The 17,036-nt window shown below is 64.7% G+C and carries 12 protein-coding genes; 11 read left to right on the top strand and 1 reads right to left on the bottom strand.

What is annotated here, in order from left to right; genetic code table 11:
* The first annotated feature begins 32 nt into the window (after positions 1-32).
* The 4 genes from N1058_RS12840 to N1058_RS12825 all read left to right on the top strand — a co-directional run bounded on the left by N1058_RS12840 (position 33) and on the right by N1058_RS12825 (position 5,254).
* Positions 33-2,522 carry a heavy metal translocating P-type ATPase gene (locus N1058_RS12840; RefSeq protein WP_265517961.1) on the top strand — a complete coding sequence of 830 codons (2,490 nt, stop codon included), beginning with the start codon at positions 33-35 and terminating at the stop codon, positions 2,520-2,522.
* Between the two features lie 234 nt (positions 2,523-2,756).
* Entirely contained in the window at positions 2,757-3,350 is a 594-nt protein-coding gene (locus N1058_RS12835; RefSeq protein ID WP_265517960.1) for a sigma-70 family RNA polymerase sigma factor, read from the top strand.
* A 66-nt stretch (positions 3,351-3,416) separates the two neighbouring features.
* A complete protein-coding gene (locus N1058_RS12830) occupies positions 3,417-4,019 on the top strand; it encodes an ANTAR domain-containing response regulator (protein ID WP_265517959.1) in 603 nt (200 codons plus the stop codon).
* A complete protein-coding gene (locus N1058_RS12825) occupies positions 4,016-5,254 on the top strand; it encodes a CmpA/NrtA family ABC transporter substrate-binding protein (protein ID WP_265517958.1) in 1,239 nt (412 codons plus the stop codon). Before N1058_RS12830 ends, N1058_RS12825 begins: the two co-directional genes overlap by 4 nt.
* A gap of 82 nt (positions 5,255-5,336) precedes the next feature.
* Here N1058_RS12825 and N1058_RS12820 read toward each other — a convergent pair whose 3' ends face one another.
* Positions 5,337-5,570, bottom strand: coding sequence for a hypothetical protein (locus N1058_RS12820; protein ID WP_265517957.1), 234 nt, complete (start codon positions 5,568-5,570; stop codon positions 5,337-5,339).
* A 100-nt stretch (positions 5,571-5,670) separates the two neighbouring features.
* Here N1058_RS12820 and N1058_RS12815 point away from each other — a divergent pair, with 100 nt between their 5' ends.
* From N1058_RS12815 to cysG, 7 genes are all read left to right on the top strand, one after another.
* The gene (locus tag N1058_RS12815; protein ID WP_420847987.1) at positions 5,671-7,029 is read left to right on the top strand and encodes a CmpA/NrtA family ABC transporter substrate-binding protein; all 1,359 of its coding nucleotides are present in this window, start codon (positions 5,671-5,673) and stop codon (positions 7,027-7,029) included.
* 36 nt (positions 7,030-7,065) lie between these two features.
* The gene (locus N1058_RS12810; RefSeq protein WP_265517956.1) at positions 7,066-8,151 is read left to right on the top strand and encodes an ABC transporter permease; all 1,086 of its coding nucleotides are present in this window, start codon (positions 7,066-7,068) and stop codon (positions 8,149-8,151) included.
* A gap of 9 nt (positions 8,152-8,160) precedes the next feature.
* Positions 8,161-9,912 carry an ABC transporter ATP-binding protein gene (locus N1058_RS12805; protein ID WP_265517955.1) on the top strand — a complete coding sequence of 584 codons (1,752 nt, stop codon included), beginning with the start codon at positions 8,161-8,163 and terminating at the stop codon, positions 9,910-9,912.
* A gap of 5 nt (positions 9,913-9,917) precedes the next feature.
* A complete protein-coding gene (nirB, locus tag N1058_RS12800) occupies positions 9,918-12,365 on the top strand; it encodes a nitrite reductase large subunit NirB (protein ID WP_265517954.1) in 2,448 nt (815 codons plus the stop codon).
* On the top strand, positions 12,362-12,706 hold the full coding sequence (nirD, locus tag N1058_RS12795) for a nitrite reductase small subunit NirD (protein ID WP_265517953.1): 345 nt from the start codon (positions 12,362-12,364) through the stop codon (positions 12,704-12,706). Before nirB ends, nirD begins: the two co-directional genes overlap by 4 nt.
* 222 nt (positions 12,707-12,928) lie before the next feature.
* Positions 12,929-15,592 (top strand): nitrate reductase, encoded by a 2,664-nt coding sequence (locus tag N1058_RS12790; RefSeq protein ID WP_265517952.1) that lies wholly within the window; start codon positions 12,929-12,931, stop codon positions 15,590-15,592.
* Positions 15,564-17,036: a siroheme synthase CysG gene (gene cysG / locus N1058_RS12785; protein ID WP_265517951.1), complete on the top strand. Its 1,473-nt coding sequence runs from the start codon at positions 15,564-15,566 to the stop codon at positions 17,034-17,036. The genes N1058_RS12790 and cysG overlap by 29 nt, the downstream gene beginning before the upstream one ends.

Raw genomic sequence — 17,036 nt, 5'->3', positions numbered from 1 at the left:
CCTGAATCGCCTATGTGAATGGAGCAGCGGGAATGTCACAAGACGCGCATTGTTGCGGAACACATGAGAATGAGAGCGGCCTGTTGAAGGACACCGTCATACGCGATCCCGTCTGCGGTATGACGGTCGATCCGGATAGCGGAAAACCGTCGCATGAGCACGGCGGGCATCTGTTCCATTTCTGCAGCCAGTCCTGCCGTGACAAGTTTGCCAAGGAGCCGGAGGCCTATATCGAGGCGAGGGACCCGGTCTGCGGCATGAGCGTCGACCGGGCCACCGCCAGGCATTTTTTCCGCCATGAAGGCGAGGGCTTTTACTTCTGCTCGGCGCGTTGCCTGGAAAAGTTCAAGGCCGATCCGGCAGGCTATCTGGCCGAAAGACCAGCGCGCGAACCGATGCCGGAAGGCACGAAATACACCTGTCCCATGCATCCTGAAGTGGTCAGCGATAAGCCGGGCGACTGCCCCAAATGCGGCATGGCGCTGGAACCGATGGGCGTGCCCACGGGTGAGGAGGGGCCGAACCCGGAATTGGTCGACTTCACCCGCCGCTTCTGGGTCAGCGCTGCGCTTTCCCTGCCACTGCTCGTCATCGCCATGGGGTCGATGGTGGGCCTGCCTGTCCGCCAGTGGCTGGGAGATCAGGTTGCGGCGTGGGCCGAGCTTGTGCTTGCCACGCCGGTGGTGCTGTGGGCGGCCAAGCCATTCTTCAAGCGCGGCTGGCAGTCCATCGTCAACCGCAGCCCCAACATGTGGACGCTGATCGCGATCGGTGTCGGGGCGGCCTATGGCTACAGCGTCGTGGCGACACTCTTTCCGCACGCATTTCCGCCTTCCTTCCGCACGCATGGCGGCACGGTCCCGGTCTACTTCGAGGCGGCCTCCGTCATTGTCACGCTGGTGTTCCTTGGCCAGGTTCTGGAGCTCAAGGCGCGTGAACGCACGGGTTCGGCCATCCGCGCGCTGCTCGATCTGTCGCCCAAGACCGCGCGGCGCATATCCGACGACGGTAGCGAACAGGACGTGCCGCTGGAGGAGGTTGTCGTCGGCGATCTCATCCGCGTGCGGCCGGGCGAAAGCGTGCCGGTCGACGGTGTGGTCGAGGAGGGACGATCTTCAGTCGACGAGTCCATGATCAGCGGAGAACCCATTCCGGTCGAAAAGCAGGCCGGAGACGACGTCACCGGCGGCACGCTCAACAAGAACGGCTCGCTCATCGTGCGCGCCGAGAAGGTCGGTGCGGATACGATGCTGGCGCGCATCGTGGAGATGGTGGCTTCGGCCCAGCGATCGCGCGCTCCGATCCAGGGCATGGCCGACCGGGTCGCCGCCTATTTCGTTCCGGCGGTCGTCCTGGTGGCTGTCATTGCGTTCGTCATATGGGCGCTGGTGGGGCCGCAGCCGGCCATGATCCATGCCATTGTGGCGGCAGTCTCGGTGCTCATCATCGCCTGCCCGTGCGCGCTCGGCCTGGCGACACCTATGTCGGTCATGACGGCGACGGGCAGGGGAGCGCAGGCCGGCGTTCTCATCCGCGACGCCGAGGCGCTGGAGCGCTTCTCGCGCGTCGACACGCTGATCGTGGACAAGACCGGAACCTTGACCGAGGGCAGGCCGAAACTGTCGGACGTGGTGACGGTGGAAGGCGTGGATCGGCAGGAACTCCTGCAATTGGCGGCGAGCCTCGAACGCGGCTCCGAGCATCCGCTGGCCGAGGCCATCGTCGCCGGCGCGGAAGCCGAGGGGCTGAAGACGTCCCCGAGCGAGGACTTCGAAGCGGTTACCGGCAAGGGCGTCTCGGGCCGGATTTCGGGCAAGCGGGTGGTGCTCGGCAATCGCGGGATGATGGAGGGTCTGGGTATCGACATTTCCGGGCTCCAGGATCGCGTCGAAGCGCTACAGGCCGAAGGCAAGACCGCCATGTATGTCGCGATCGACGGCAAGGCGGGCGGGCTTGTCGCCGTGGCGGACCCGATCAAGGAAACGGCTGCAGAGGCCATCCGCGCGCTGCACGATCTGGGGCTGAGGATTATCATGGCCACCGGCGACAATGCGCGCACGGCACAGGCGGTGGCGGCCAAGATGGGCATCGACGAGGTGCGGGCCGACGTCCTGCCCGAGGACAAGAAGAAGATTGTTGACGATCTGCGGGCGCAGGGAGCGCGCGTCGCCATGGCCGGCGACGGGGTCAACGATGCGCCGGCGCTGGCCGCCGCCGAGGTCGGCATCGCCATGGGCACAGGCGCCGACGTTGCGATGGAAAGCGCCGGCCTCACCCTGGTAAAGGGCGATCTGAACGGCATCGTGCGGGCGCGCAAGCTGGCGCTGGCCACCATCCGCAACATCAAACAGAACCTGTTCTTCGCCTTTATCTACAACGGCGTTGGCGTGCCGATCGCGGCCGGCATTCTCTATCCCGTCTTCGGCATGCTGCTTTCTCCGATGATCGCGGCGGCGGCCATGAGCCTGTCCTCGGTAAGCGTGATCGCCAACGCGCTCAGGCTGCGGCGCGTGTCGCTTTAGTCCAGATCGCGCTCCACGACGACACGGATCAGCGTGACGCTTCGAAGAAGCCTCACGCTGATCCTGCGTCCATTCGGACGCCGACCTGCGCGAGGCAACTTCCCCAATACTCATATGTGAGAGGTTTTCCGTTTGCGGGCGAGGGAGGTGGCCGCATGTGTGGAACCGGGCGAAGCCATTGCGCATTAAGTGATCGATCCCGCAATCGTCGCGTCATAGGCAGGAGGCTTCGCAATGGCATTGCCCCGCCATTCAGATCACAGCGTGCCAGGCACGGTAAAGTCGGAGATTGTCGAACTCATCCCCGCACTGCGCGCTTTCGCCCGCACATTCTGCCGTGATGTGACCGACGCCGACGACCTCGTGCAGGAAACGCTGACCAAGGCACTGGCAAATCTTCATCAATTCCGGCCCGGCACCAGTATGAAATCGTGGCTCTTCACCATCCTGCGCAACACGTTCTACACGAGAGTCAAAGTCGCCAAGCGGGAAGCGCCGGGCTCGGCAGACTGCGTTTCGGGCGATCCGTTCGTCGGTGCCACCCAGGAGTGGTCGGCGCGCGGGCTGGAGATTCACAACGCCATCCAGCGTCTGCCGGAAAACCAGCGTGAGGTCATGATGCTGATCGGTGTGCTGGGTGCAAGTTACGAGGAAGCCTCCGAAATATGCGGCTGCGCCATGGGCACTATCAAGAGCCGGCTGAACCGCGCCCGCCTGCGCCTGCTGCAGGAACTGGGCGAAGCCTCGAGCCACTCGGCCGTCGAACGTGCCGAGGCAAGTCCCGGCAGCGACAGCGCGTTCAACAGAGCTGACCGGCGGGCTTCCTGATCCGGGTTCCCGGGAAAGTTTGTATTTGCGCATTGCACAATCATTGTGCATGCGCAAAATAAGAGCATGTCTTCGCGCTCTCTCTCCATACTGGTCATCGACGAAAACCGCCCGCGCGCCTCCATCATAGAGGCCGGCCTGCGTGAGGCGGGGCATGAGCGCGTCACGATTGTCCATGATGTCAACGCCATTGCCCGGCGCATCGCCGATATCGAACCGGACGTCATCGTCATCGATCTTGAAAATCCCAATCGCGACATGCTGGAGAACATGTTCAACCTGTCGCGGGCGGTCAAACGGCCGATTGCCATGTTCGTCGACCGCTCCGACCAGGCGGCGATTGAGGCCGCCGTGGACGCCGGCGTCTCCGCGTATGTGGTCGACGGGTTGCGGCAGGAGCGGGTGAAACCCATCCTCGACATGGCGATCAGCCGGTTCAACGCTTTCTCGCGCATGTCCCGCGAGTTGGACGAGGCCCGTAGCGCGCTCGAATCGCGCAAGATCATCGATAAGGCCAAGGGCATCCTCATGCGTTCGCGGGGCCTTTCGGAGGAAGAGGCTTATGCGCTTTTGCGCCGCACGGCGATGAACCAGAACCGCAAGATTTCCGAAATCGCCCAAAGCCTTGTGGTGGCTTCGGGCCTGCTCGACGGAGGAGGTCTGCCATGAGCGCCACCCATCACATCACCGCGGGTTTCCTGCCCCTGCTCGACAGCGCCATCCTGGTTGCGGCGCGGGAGAGGGGCTTTGCCGCCGAGGAGGGCATAGAGCTTGCGCTGATGCGCGAGACCTCCTGGGCGAATGTCCGCGACCGCGTCGCGGTCGGGCATTTCGATGTGGCGCATATGCTTGCGCCGATGCCCGTTGCCGCCAATCTCGGCCTGACCCCCATGCGGCTGTCGCTCGTCGCACCCATGTCGCTGGGGTTGGGCGGCAATGCGGTGACGGTCGGCAACGCGCTGTGGGCGGGGATGGCGGAAGCGGGCGCGCGCGGCATTGACGATCCGGCCTCTGCGGGCGCGGCCTTGCGGGAAATAATCGCATGGCGCGCTGGGCGGGGTGGGGAGCGGTTGTGCTTCGCCGTCGTCCATCCGCACTCCGGGCACAATTTCGAGCTCCGTTACTGGCTGGCCGCATGCGGGATAGATCCCGAACGCGATGTCGAAATCACCGTCGTGCCGCCGCCCCTGATGTCCGATGCCCTGGCTGCCGGGCGGATCGACGGGTTTTGCGTCGGCGAGCCGTGGAACAGCGTGGCCGTCGCGGGCGGGCACGGCCATATCGTCACCGTGAAGGCGGCCATCTGGAAGAACAGCCCCGAGAAGGTGCTCGGCGTGCGCCGCGACTGGGCGGAGGCGCATGAGGACAGGCTGGCGGCACTCATCCGCGCTCTCTATTGCGCCGGCGAATGGTGCGCTGTGCCGGAGAATCGGGAAGACCTCGCCGGAATTCTCGCTGGCGAGGCTTATCTGAACAAGCCCGTCGGTCTCCTCCTGCGGGCTCTGGAAGGACGGGTCGAGACGGGTGGCGGGATCGCGGAAATAGCCGACTTCTTCGTGCCTGCGGGAAAGGCGGCGACCTTCCCCTGGCAGAGCCACGCCTTGTGGTTCTATTCCCAGATGGTGCGTTGGGGGCAGGTGCCCCATAGCGCCGAGAATGCTGAAAAGGCCAGAACCTCCTATCGGCCGGACATCTACAGGCGGGCGCTGGCCCCGCTGGACCGTGCCATGCCATCGGCCAGCATGAAGGTGGAAGGCGCGTTGACCGTGCCGACACCGGTGGGGGCGACTGCGGGCAAGCTCGTGCTGGGGCCGGACGGCTTTTTCGATGGGGCCATTTTCGACCCCGCCACCCTCGACGCCTATATCGCCGCCCAGGCGGGAGCCGCCGCGCAAGAAGCGTGACGCGCCGGACCGATCGGCTTTGCACAAGTTTTGCTCTTCATAGTGCGTCGCACAATATTTGTGCATTGCGATGCCGGTTTGGTCAGGCGCTCATCGCCGCCGCCAGCTCCCGCTTTCCGGCCGGAAAAATCAACACATTGATAATTAAACGAAATTTGTCCTTGCCAAAAACTGGCACGGTTTCTGCATAGTATTCTGTGGGTCCAGAGGGGACACCAACAAGATGCGTCCAATGAAGGGCGCACAGGCAAGGCTGCCGGACGGGTTTGTGCGCTTCCATGTGGGGCGCGGCAAATCTTCGGCAGCCTTTTTTCATGGCTCAACATCAACCAAGAGGACCGCCGATCCCAAGCGGCGCAGCCTCCAGGGAGACCGCGATGACAGGAATTTTCAAGGCTTCGGCCGGGATGCGAAAGATGATCGGCGCCACCGCCTTGCTGGGGATGGCCGTATCGGCCGCCCAGGCGGACATGCTCGACGTCGAGAAGGACGAACTGACCTTCGGTTTCATCAAGCTGACCGACATGGCGCCGCTGGCGGTCGCCAAGGAGCTTCATTATTTCGAGGATGAAGGTCTCTATGTCACGCTCGAACCCCAGGCCAACTGGAAAGTGCTGCTCGATCGCGTGATCACCGGCGAACTCGACGGCGCGCATATGCTGGCGGGTCAGCCGCTGGCCGCGACGATTGGCTTCGGTACCGAAGCGCATATCGTGACGCCATTTTCCATGGACCTCAACGGCAACGGCATCACCGTGTCGACCGAGGTCTGGGAGATGATGAAGGAGCACGTCCCGGTCGAGGACGGCAAACCGGTGCATCCCATCAAGGCGGATGCGCTGAAGCCGGTGGTCGACCGGTTCAGGTCGGAAGGCAGGCCCTTCAACATGGGAATGGTCTTCCCCGTCTCCACCCACAATTACGAGCTGCGTTACTGGCTGGCCTCCGGCGGCATTCATCCGGGCTTCTATTCGCCGACCGACGCATCGGGCCAGATCAAGGCCGAGGCGCTGCTTTCGGTGACGCCGCCGCCGCAGATGCCGGCGACGCTGGAGGCCGGCACGATCCATGGCTATTGCGTGGGCGAACCATGGAACCAGCAGGCCGTCTTCAAGGGCATAGGCGTTCCCGTCATCACCGACTACGAGATCTGGAAAAACAATCCCGAAAAAGTGTTCGGTCTGACCGCGGAGTTCGTCGAGGAAAACCCCAACACCACGCTCGCCATCACTAAGGCGCTGATCCGCGCGGCCAAGTGGCTTGACGAGAACGACAACGCCAACCGGATGGAGGCGGTCGAGATCCTGTCGAAGCCCGAATATGTCGGTGCCGACGCGGAGGTGATCGCCAATTCGATGACAGGAACCTTCGAATACGAGAAGGGTGACAAGCGCGCGGTGCCCGATTTCAACGTGTTCTACCGCTATTTCGCGACCTACCCCTTCTACTCGGACGCCGTCTGGTACCTCACACAGATGCGCCGCTGGGGCCAGATTTCCGAAACCAGGCCGGATAGCTGGTACGACGAGGTGGCCAAGTCGGTCTACCGCCCGGATCTCTATCTGGAAGCGGCGCGCATGCTGGTCGAGGAAGGCCACGTGGACGAGGCCGATTTCCCCTGGGATTCCGACGGCTACCGCGCGCCGACGCCGGCCGCCGATATCATCGACGGCGTCGCCTATGACGGCCGCAAACCCAACGCCTACATCGATTCCCTGCCGATCGGCCTGAAGTCCGGCCAGACGGTGGAGGGCACCGAGGTCGTGGGGGGCTAGCCTCCCGCCCGACCAACCAACGCACAAGGACGTGACATGACCGACACCAGCCACGCAATCGACACGAGGAGCGCCGAGCGCGAAGCCAGGAAGGAGCGCCTGTTCACACGGATCAACAAGGCGGCTGGCTGGCTCGACGCGCTGGGGCTCTCCTGGCTGACGCCGATCCTCAAGATCGCGGCCGGCGACAACCCGCGTGAACAGGCCGGAGAGCTCAAGCGCGTGCTGGTCATCCCGCTGATCGGCATCGGCCTTTTCATCGCCGCCTGGGCCGTTTTGGCGCCGCAGGTGCAGACTTCGCTGGGCGCCATACCCGGCCCCGTCGCGGTGTGGGACCAGGCGGTCAATCTGTGGGAGGACCACAAGGCCGAGCGCCAGAAGGCGGTGGAGTTCCACGAGCGCCAGAAAGCCCGCAACGACAAGCTCATCACGGACGGTCGGGAGGACCGGGTCAAATGGCGCGATTACACCGGCCGACCGACCTATCTCGACCAGATCGCCACATCGCTGGTCACCGTCGGCTTCGGTTTCCTGATCGCCACGCTCGTCGCCGTTCCGCTGGGCATTGCGTCGGGCCTTTCAAAGACGGTGAACGGGGCCATCAATCCGCTGATCCAGATCTTCAAGCCGGTGTCGCCGCTCGCCTGGCTGCCCATCGTGACGATGATCATTTCGGCGCTTTACGTGGATACGGTCGATTGGCTGCCGAAGTCGCTGCTGATCTCGGCCGTCACGGTCACGCTGTGCTCTTTGTGGCCGACATTGATCAACACGGCGCTGGGCGTGGCCTCGGTCGACAAGGACCTGATGAATGTCGGCCGCGTGCTGCAGCTCCCGACCGCCAAGACCATCACCAAGCTGGTGCTGCCGTCGGCGCTGCCGCTCATCTTCACCGGCCTGCGCCTGTCGCTCGGCGTCGGCTGGATGGTGCTGATCGCGGCGGAAATGCTGGCGCAGAACCCTGGGCTCGGAAAGTTCGTGTGGGACGAGTTCCAAAACGGATCCTCGCAGTCGCTCGCCAAGATCATGGTTGCCGTGCTGACCATCGGCATCATCGGCTTCATGCTCGACCGGCTGATGTATGCGCTGCAGCGCGCCTTCACCTTCTCGGCCAACCGATAGGAGGCGGATGTGGCATTTCTTGAAATATCCGGACTGACCAAACATTTCGGCGAGGGCGCGAAACGCAACCGCGTCCTCACCGACATCAATCTGAAAGTGGAAGAGGGCGAGTTCATCGCCATCGTCGGCTTCTCGGGCTCGGGGAAGACGACGCTGATTTCCGCGCTGGCAGGGCTCATCCGGCCGGATGCCGGCGGCGTCATCTTCAAGGGCAAGGAGGTCGACGGGCCGGGATCGGAGCGCGGCGTCGTGTTCCAGTCCTATTCGCTGATGCCGTGGCTCTCCGTCGAGGGCAATGTGGCGCTGGCCGTCGACACCGTGTTCAAGAAGAAGAAGCGGGCGGAGCGCCGCGCCATCGTCGACACCTATATCGAGATGGTGGGGCTGTCGCATGCCCGCGACCGCAAGCCGGCGGAGCTTTCGGGCGGCATGCGCCAGCGCGTGGCGGTCGCCAGGGCGCTCGCCATGCGGCCGGAAGTGCTCCTGATGGACGAGCCGCTCTCCGCTCTTGATGCCCTGACGCGCGCGAAACTTCAGGACGAGTTCGCGGCGATCTCGCAGAAGGAGAAGAAGACCATCATCCTCGTCACCAACGACGTGGACGAGGCTATCCTCCTGGCTGATCGCATCGTGCCGCTGACGCCCGGTCCGGACGCGCATTTCGGGCCCGAATTCAAGGTCGACCTGGCGCGCCCGCGCGACCGGGCCGAGATGAATTCGGATCCCGCCTTCATCAAGCTGCGGGCCGAGGTCACGCAGTATCTGATGGATATCGGCGCGGAGCGTGGCGCGGATGCGGAGCGCGATATCGTTCTGCCGGATATCGTTCCTATCACCCAGCGCGAGCGGCTGCCTACCGCCTACCGGCGTGCCGCGCAAAGCCCGGTGACGGAGCGCTATCTAGAGTTCAGCCAGTTGAAGAAGGTCTATCCGACCCCCAAGGGTCCGCTGACGGTCGTTGACGGTTTCGATCTCAAGGTGAGGAAAGGGGAGTTCATCACCCTCATCGGCCATTCGGGTTGTGGCAAGTCCACGGTCCTGACGATGGCTGCCGGGCTCAACAAGATCTCCGAGGGCGGCATCATCCTCGACGGCACCGAAGTGGCGGGCGCGGGGCCGGAGCGGGCGGTGGTATTCCAGTCGCCTTCGCTCATGCCTTGGCTCACGGCGTACCAGAATGTCGAGCTCGGCGTCGACAAGGTGTACCCCGACGCCAGCAAGGCCGAAAAGCGCGACGTGATCGAGTATTACCTGACGCGTGTCGGTCTGGGCGCTTCCATGCACCAACTCGCGCAGGATCTTTCCAATGGCATGAAGCAGCGCGTGGGCATCGCGCGCGCCTTCGCGCTGTCGCCCAAGCTGCTGCTGCTCGACGAGCCATTCGGCATGCTCGACAGCCTTACGCGCTGGGAGTTGCAGGATGTGCTCATGGAGGTGTGGAAGCGTACCCAGGTCACCGCCGTCTGCGTGACCCACGACGTGGACGAGGCGATCCTTCTGGCCGACCGGGTGGTGATGATGTCGAACGGGCCCAATGCCAGGATCGGCAACATCATGGAGGTCGACCTGCCGCGTCCGCGCTCGCGGGCCGCGCTGCTCGCCCATCCCGACTATTACGCCTATCGCGAAGAGCTGCTGGAGTTCCTGGAAGCCTATGAGGGCGGCGCCGATCCGAGCGCCGAACAGCTCGAATCCATCAAGACCAAGCGGGTCCACCGCATCGCGCGGCAAAAAGACGCCCGCCTGGCGGCAGCGGAGTGAGACCCATGAAGGAAAAACTCGTTATCATCGGAAACGGGATGGCGCCCGGCCGCATGCTCGAACGCCTGTTCGAGGCCGCGCCGGGCCGCTACGACGTCACCATCTTCAACGCCGAACCGCGCGTGAACTACGACCGGATCATGCTGTCGCCGGTTCTTTCGGGCGAGAAATCGTTCGAGGAGATCGTCATCCATGGCGACGGCTGGTACATCGACAACGGCATCACGCTCTACAAGGGCCACAAGATCACCGGCATCGACAGGGCGGCGAAGACCGTCACCTCCGACAAGGGCGAGATCGCGTCCTACGACAAGCTGGTGATCGCGACGGGCTCCAACCCGTTCATCATTCCCGTTCCCGGCCACGACATGCCCGGCGTTCTGACCTATCGCGATCTCGACGACGTCAACGCCATGCTGCTGGCCGCCCAGTCGCGCGACAAGGCGGTGGTCATCGGCGGCGGTCTCCTGGGGCTGGAGGCCGCGGCGGGGCTGAGCGAGCGCGGCATGGAAGTCACCGTGCTCCACATCATGCCGACGCTGATGGAACGCCAGCTCGACCCGGCGGCCGGTTACCTCCTCCAGCGCGCGCTGGAAGAGCGCGGCATCAACGTGATGTGCAAGGCCAACACGAAGGCGATCCTCGGGGACGGCAAAGTGGAGGGCGTCGAGCTGGCTGACGGCACGGTGATCCCGGCCTCGCTTGTCGTCATGGCCGTGGGCATCCGCCCCAACGCGCAGCTTGCCAGCGATGCGGGGCTGACGGTCAACCGCGGCATCGTGGTCGATGCCGGCATGCGCACCAGCGATGCCGACATCTTCTCGCTGGGCGAGTGCGCCGAGGTCGACGGTCAGGTCTACGGGCTCGTGGCGCCGCTCTACAAGATGGCCGAGGTGGCGGCGAGCCGCCTCAGCGGCGACGAGACCGCCCGTTTCGAGCACATGGATACGCCGACCAAGCTGAAGGTCACCGGTATCGATCTCTATTCGCTGGGCGATTTCGCCGAGGGCGACGACCGCGAGGAGATCGTGCTGCGCGACGCGGCCGCGGGCGTCTACAAGCGTGTCGTGCTGAAGGACAACCGCATCGTCGGCACCGTGCTCTACGGCGAAACGGCGGACGGTGCCTGGTTCAACGACCTGAAAAGGAAACAGACGGACATTTCGGAGATGCGCGAGACGCTCATCTTCGGCCAGGCCTACCAGGGAGGGGGGCAACTGGACCCTATGGCGGCCGTTGCAGCCTTGCCGGATGATGCGGAAATCTGCGGCTGCAACGGCGTATGCAAGGGAAAGATCACCAACGCAATCACGGCCAACGGCCTCACCTCGCTTGATGGCGTGCGCGCCCACACCAAGGCGTCCGCCTCCTGCGGCACCTGCACCGGGCTCGTCGAGCAGTTGCTGTCGCTGACGCTGGGCGATGCCTACAATCCCGCCGCCGTCACGCCCATGTGCGGCTGCACGGATCTCGGCCATGACGATGTGCGCCGGCTCATCAAGGCGAAGGGTCTCAAGACCATCCCCGCCGTCATGCAGGAGCTGGAGTGGAAGACCTCCTGCGGCTGCGCCAAGTGCCGCCCGGCGCTCAATTACTATCTGGTGGCCGACTGGCCGGACGAATATGCCGACGATTATCAGTCGCGCTTCATCAATGAGCGCGTCCACGCCAATATCCAGAAGGACGGGACCTATTCCGTCGTGCCGCGCATGTGGGGCGGCGTGACGAGTTCGAAGGAACTGCGGGCCATCGCCGATGTGGTCGACAAGTTCGCCATCCCGACGGTGAAGGTCACCGGCGGCCAGCGCATCGACATGCTGGGCATCCGGAAGGAGGACCTGCCTGCCGTCTGGGCCGATCTTGGCGAGGCCGGTTTCGTCTCGGGCCATGCCTATGCCAAGGGCCTCAGAACGGTGAAGACCTGCGTCGGCTCCGACTGGTGCCGCTTCGGCACGCAGGATTCCACGGGGCTGGGCATCCGCATCGAGAAGTTCATGTGGGGCTCGTGGACGCCGGCCAAGGTCAAGATGGCGGTGTCGGGCTGCCCGCGCAATTGCGCGGAGGCCACCTGCAAGGACGTCGGCATCATCTGCGTGGACTCAGGCTTCGAGATCCACTTCGCGGGCGCGGCCGGCCTCGACATCAAGGGCACCGAGGTGCTGGGCCATGTGAAGACCGAGGACGAGGCGCTGGAGCATGTCGTGGCGCTGGTGCAGATGTACCGCGAGCAGGGGCGCTATCTGGAGCGCATCTACAAATGGGCCAAGCGCATCGGCTATGACGAGGTGCGCCGGCAGATCATGGACGACGCCGAAAAGCGCAAGAGCTACTACGACCGCTTCGTCTTCTCGCAGAAATTCGCCCAGGTGGACCCGTGGTCGGAGCGCGTCTCCGGCAAGGACAAGCACGAGTTCAAGCCGATGGCGACGCTTTCGCTGGAGGCGGCTGAATGAGCGCGATAGCAGGAAACTGGGTGGCCGTGGGCACCGTGGACGACATTCCGCGCCGGGGCGCGCGCTGCGTGAAGAACGGCGACATGACCATCGCCATCTTCCGCACCGCTGACGACCGCATCTTCGCGCTGGAAGACAAATGCCCCCATCGCAACGGCCCGCTGAGCCAGGGCATCGTCCACGACGGCTGCGTGACCTGCCCGCTGCACAATTGGGTGATTTCGCTCGAAACCGGCCAGGCACAAGGCGCCGACGAGGGGGCGACTGCCGCATTCCCGGTGCGGATCGATGGCAGCCAGATTCTGCTCGCCCTGACCCCCGCGGCGGAAAAGGCGGCGTGAAGGCTTTGCGAGAACATGCAACCAGCACCGTCATCCCGGAAGCCCGAAGGGCTATCCGGAACCTATTGGAAGAGCATCGTAGAGTACGGCCCGGTCCTCATCCCAGCGCATATTGGCACCTCCCGCGCTTCCTGCGGAACCCGGCCGCGCCTCTCAATAGGTCCCGGCTCTCCCTGCGGTCGGCCGGGATGACGGTGGTGCATGCGGGGAAGGGTATCTCCCATGCCTGAGCCGGTTCACACAACGTGCCCCTATTGCGGCGTCGGCTGCGGCGTGCTCGCCAATCCCCAGCCCGACGGCTCGCTGAAAGTCGCCGGCGATCCAGAGCATCCGGCCAATTTCGGCAAGCTATGCTCCAAGGGGTCGGCGCTGGGCGAGACGATGAGCCTCGAGGACCGGCTGCTCTATCCCGAGATCGGCGGCAAACGGGCAAGCTGGGACGCGGCGCTGGACCGTGTGGTGCGGGGCTTTCGTGAGACCATCGCCGCGTACGGTCCCGGTTCGGTCGCCTTCTACGTCTCCGGGCAAATCCTCACCGAAGACTACTATGTCGCAAACAAGCTGATGAAGGGTTTCGTCGGTGCGGCCAATATCGACACCAATTCGCGGCTGTGCATGGCGTCTTCCGTCGCCGGTCACCGCCGCGCCTTCGGTTCGGATACGGTGCCGGGAACCTATGAGGACCTGGAGCAGGCCGACCTCGTCGTCATCACCGGCTCCAATCTCGCCTGGTGCCACCCGGTTATCTACCAGCGCCTTGCGGCCGCCAAGGAGAAGCGGCCTTCGATGAACGTCGTGCTAATCGATCCGCGCCGCACGATGACGGCCGATATCGCCGACCAGCATCTCGCGATCGCACCGGACGGCGATACCGCTTTGTTCGCCGGGCTGCTCCGGCACATCTGCGAAAACGGCGCCGTTTCGAAAGCCTATGTCGAAAAGTACACGCAGGGATTCAACACCGCTCTGGAAGCGGCGTCCGAATTCAGCCCCGACCGCGTCGCAAGCGAATCCGGGCTCGCCGTCGGCGAGGTCGAGGCGTTCTACCAGCTCTTTGCGGCTACCGAGCGTGTGGTGACGGTTTACAGCCAGGGGGTCAACCAGTCCGTCTCCGGCACCGATAAGGTCAACGCCATCATCAATTGCCATTTGGCGACGGGCCGGATCGGACGGCCGGGCATGGGCCCGTTCTCGGTCACCGGACAGCCCAACGCCATGGGCGGCCGCGAAGTGGGCGGGCTTGCCAACATGCTCGCCGCCCATATGGACATCGAGAACGCTTCGCACCGCGATCTTGTCCAGCGCTTCTGGAACGCGCCGCGCATCGCCGACAAGCCGGGCCTCAAGGCAGTGGAGATGTTCCAGGCCGTGGCGGAGGGGCGCATCAAGGCGATCTGGATCATGGCGACCAATCCCGTCGACAGCATGCCCGATGCCGATGCCGTGGCGGCGGCGCTGAAGGCCTGCCCGCTGGTGGTGGTTTCCGATATCGTGGCCGATACCGATACGCTGGCCCATGCCCATGTGAAGCTGCCTTCGGCGGCCTGGGGCGAGAAGGACGGCACGGTGACCAATTCGGAGCGCCGTATTTCGCGCCAGCGCGCCTTCCTGCCGCTGCCCGGCGAGGCCAGGCCCGATTGGTGGCAATTGGCGGAAGTCGGCAAGCGCATGGGTTTTGCCGGGGCGTTCGACTTTCGGAATGCGGCCGAGATCTTCCGCGAGCATGCCGCTCTTTCGGCTTTGGAGAATGCGGGCGCGCGCGATTTCGATATCGGCGCCTATTCCGGCATATCGCAGAGCGAATATGACCGGTTGGCGCCTTTCCAGTGGCCGCAGCGGGCCGGCGAAGACCGCCGCCGAACAAGGTTCTTCGGCGAAGGCGGCTTTTTCCACGCCGACCGGAAGGCGCGCTTCGTCCCGGTGCATCCACAGCCGCGAAACGTCACAGGCAAGGATTATCCCTGGACGCTCAACACCGGCCGCGTCCGCGATCACTGGCACACGCTCACCCGCACGGGAAAAAGCGCCCGCCTTTCCGCCCACATGGCCGAACCCTATGGCGAGCTTCACTCCGCGGACGCCGCCCGCCTGGGCATCGCCGAGGCGGAGCTTGTCCGGATTGAAAGTCCTCACGGATCGGTCGTCGTCCGCGCGCTGCTGACCGACCGGCAGCGGCGCGGTTCCGTCTTTGTGCCGATGCACTGGACCGACCAGTTTGCCGGCACCGGCCGCGTCGGCGCCGTCATGGCACCGGTCGCTGATCCGTTTTCCGGCCAGCCGGCACTGAAGAATGTCGCCGTCAGGATCAGCCGTTTCGCCGCCGCCCTCTACGGATTTGCCGTTAGCGCGCGCAGACCCGACATGCGGGACGCCGATTATTGGGCGATGGCGCGGGCAAAGGAGGGCTGGCGCACGGAGATGGCGTTCGCCGCGAAGATCGAAGCGCCGGACGCCTTCTTCCGCCGTGCTCTGGGGCTATCCGAAGACAGCACCGTCGAAACGATCGCCTATCACGATGCCCGCAAGGGCGATCACCGGCTGGCCGCCTTCGACGGGGCGCGGCTGGTGGGCGCGCTCCATCTTTCGCGCGACCCGGTCGCCGTCTCGCGCGGATTTGCTGTGGAACAGCTCGCCGCCTCCCATGACGATCCGCGCAGCCGCTTCCGCGTGATCGCGGGCAGGGCGGGGGCGGACCGGCCCGACCCCGGCGCGATCGTGTGCTCCTGCTTCGGCGTTGGGGTCAACGACATCGCCGCCGCCATCCGCACCGGCTGCGGTTCCGTCGAAGCTGTCGGGAAGGCCACTTCCGCGGGAACGAATTGCGGCTCTTGCCGCGCCGAGATCAAGGGGATCATCGATGCCGCCCAGATCATCGCAGCCGAGTGAGACCGCGCCGCGCAGGGGCAGGAGGCGCATGGAGGCGCTTGCCGTCCTGCCAGTCTTCTTCGATTTGCAGGGAAAACGGGTGGTGCTCACCGGTGGCTCGGATGCTGCCGCGTGGAAGGGCGAGCTGCTGGCGGCGTCCGGGGCGCATGTGCACGTCTTCGCAAATGAACTGGGGTGCGTCTTTGAGGAATTGATTCAGGAGGGCGCGGCAAGTGGTTGGTTCCATTGGCATAAGAGGGAGTGGGAGCCTTCGGATCTGGAGGGAGCGGGCCTTGCTGTCTGCGATGCTGCCGACATGACGGAAGCAGCCCGGTTTCATTCGGCCGCCTGCGCTGCCGGCGTGCCGGTCAATGTCATCGACAAGCCGCGGTTCTGCCAGTTCCAGTTCGGCTCCATCGTCAATCGTTCGCCGGTAGTGGTCGGCATCTCGACGGCGGGTGCGGCCCCCATTCTCGGGCAAGCGATCCGCCGCCGCATCGAGACGTTGCTGCCGCCCGCGCTCGCGGCCTGGGCGGCGCTTGCCGGACGGCTTCGGCAGGAGGTGACGGAGCGACTGAAGGAGGGGCCGCCGCGCCGCCTGTTCTGGGAACGCTATGTAGACCGCGCATTCGGCGCACCGCCTGGCCGTGATGCCGGGCGTAACATCATCGACGATTGCGCACGGATCGCGCAGGCCAGGAAAACAGGCCGTGTCACCTTGGTGGGCGCGGGGCCGGGGGAGGCGGAACTGCTCACGCTCAAGGCCGTGCGGGCGCTGCAGGCCGCCGACGTCATCCTGTTCGACGATCTCGTTTCGGACGGTGTGCTGGAGCTCGCCCGTCGCGAGGCGCGCCGCATGCTGGTGGGCAAGCGCGGCGGGCGCGAAAGCTGCCGCCAGGAAGATATCAACGACATGATGGTGAAACTGGCCCGCGCCGGCAAGAATGTCGTGCGGCTCAAATCCGGTGATCCCATGATCTTCGGCCGCGCCGGCGAGGAAATCGCCCGACTTCAGGCGGAGGGCATTCCCGTCACTGTAGTGCCTGGCATCACCTCGGCTTCGGCCATGGCGGCTGCCCTCGGCATCTCCCTGACCCACCGCGACCACGCCCAGTCCGTGCGCTTCGTGACCGGTCACAGCCGGCACGGCAGATTGCCGGAGGACATGGACTGGCGGGCGGTGGCCAGCCGCCGCACGACGACCGTCTTCTATATGGGCGGACGTACCGCCGCATCCATATCGGCCACGCTCCAGGAGCATGGACTGCCCGGCAAAACGCCAGCCGTGGTCTGCAGTTCCGTCTCCCGCCCGAAGTCGCGGCGATGGACGGGGACGGTCGCGGAAATCGGCGAGGGAATGGCCGAAATAGGGTATGACGAGCCGGTTCTGATCGGAGTCGGGGCGGTATTCGGCGCATTGGCGGCTGCTTCCAGCGTGGAGCGGCCGGCCGTTGCACATGCCTAG

Origin of the sequence: Nitratireductor luteus (assembly GCF_026162365.1) — a bacterium.
In the GTDB taxonomy this organism is placed as follows: Bacteria; Pseudomonadota; Alphaproteobacteria; order Rhizobiales; family Rhizobiaceae; genus Chelativorans; species Chelativorans luteus.
The sequence above is the reverse complement of the archived record's forward strand: the minus strand, read 5'-3'. Positions and strand labels throughout refer to the sequence as shown.

What these genes read in the sequence shown, in the direction of transcription:
- nirB (WP_265517954.1), top strand. Translation starts at nt 9,918, where the DNA reads ATGAAGGAAAAACTCGTTATCATCGGAAACGGGATGGCGCCCGGCCGC.
- N1058_RS12790 (WP_265517952.1), top strand. Translation starts at nt 12,929, where the DNA reads ATGCCTGAGCCGGTTCACACAACGTGCCCCTATTGCGGCGTCGGCTGC.
- N1058_RS12835 (WP_265517960.1), top strand. Translation starts at nt 2,757, where the DNA reads ATGGCATTGCCCCGCCATTCAGATCACAGCGTGCCAGGCACGGTAAAG.
- cysG (WP_265517951.1), top strand. Translation starts at nt 15,564, where the DNA reads ATGCCGCCCAGATCATCGCAGCCGAGTGAGACCGCGCCGCGCAGGGGC.
- nirD (WP_265517953.1), top strand. Translation starts at nt 12,362, where the DNA reads ATGAGCGCGATAGCAGGAAACTGGGTGGCCGTGGGCACCGTGGACGAC.
- N1058_RS12815 (WP_420847987.1), top strand. Translation starts at nt 5,671, where the DNA reads ATGATCGGCGCCACCGCCTTGCTGGGGATGGCCGTATCGGCCGCCCAG.
- N1058_RS12840 (WP_265517961.1), top strand. Translation starts at nt 33, where the DNA reads ATGTCACAAGACGCGCATTGTTGCGGAACACATGAGAATGAGAGCGGC.
- N1058_RS12820 (WP_265517957.1), bottom strand. Translation starts at nt 5,570, where the DNA reads ATGAAAAAAGGCTGCCGAAGATTTGCCGCGCCCCACATGGAAGCGCAC.
- N1058_RS12810 (WP_265517956.1), top strand. Translation starts at nt 7,066, where the DNA reads ATGACCGACACCAGCCACGCAATCGACACGAGGAGCGCCGAGCGCGAA.
- N1058_RS12830 (WP_265517959.1), top strand. Translation starts at nt 3,417, where the DNA reads ATGTCTTCGCGCTCTCTCTCCATACTGGTCATCGACGAAAACCGCCCG.
- N1058_RS12825 (WP_265517958.1), top strand. Translation starts at nt 4,016, where the DNA reads ATGAGCGCCACCCATCACATCACCGCGGGTTTCCTGCCCCTGCTCGAC.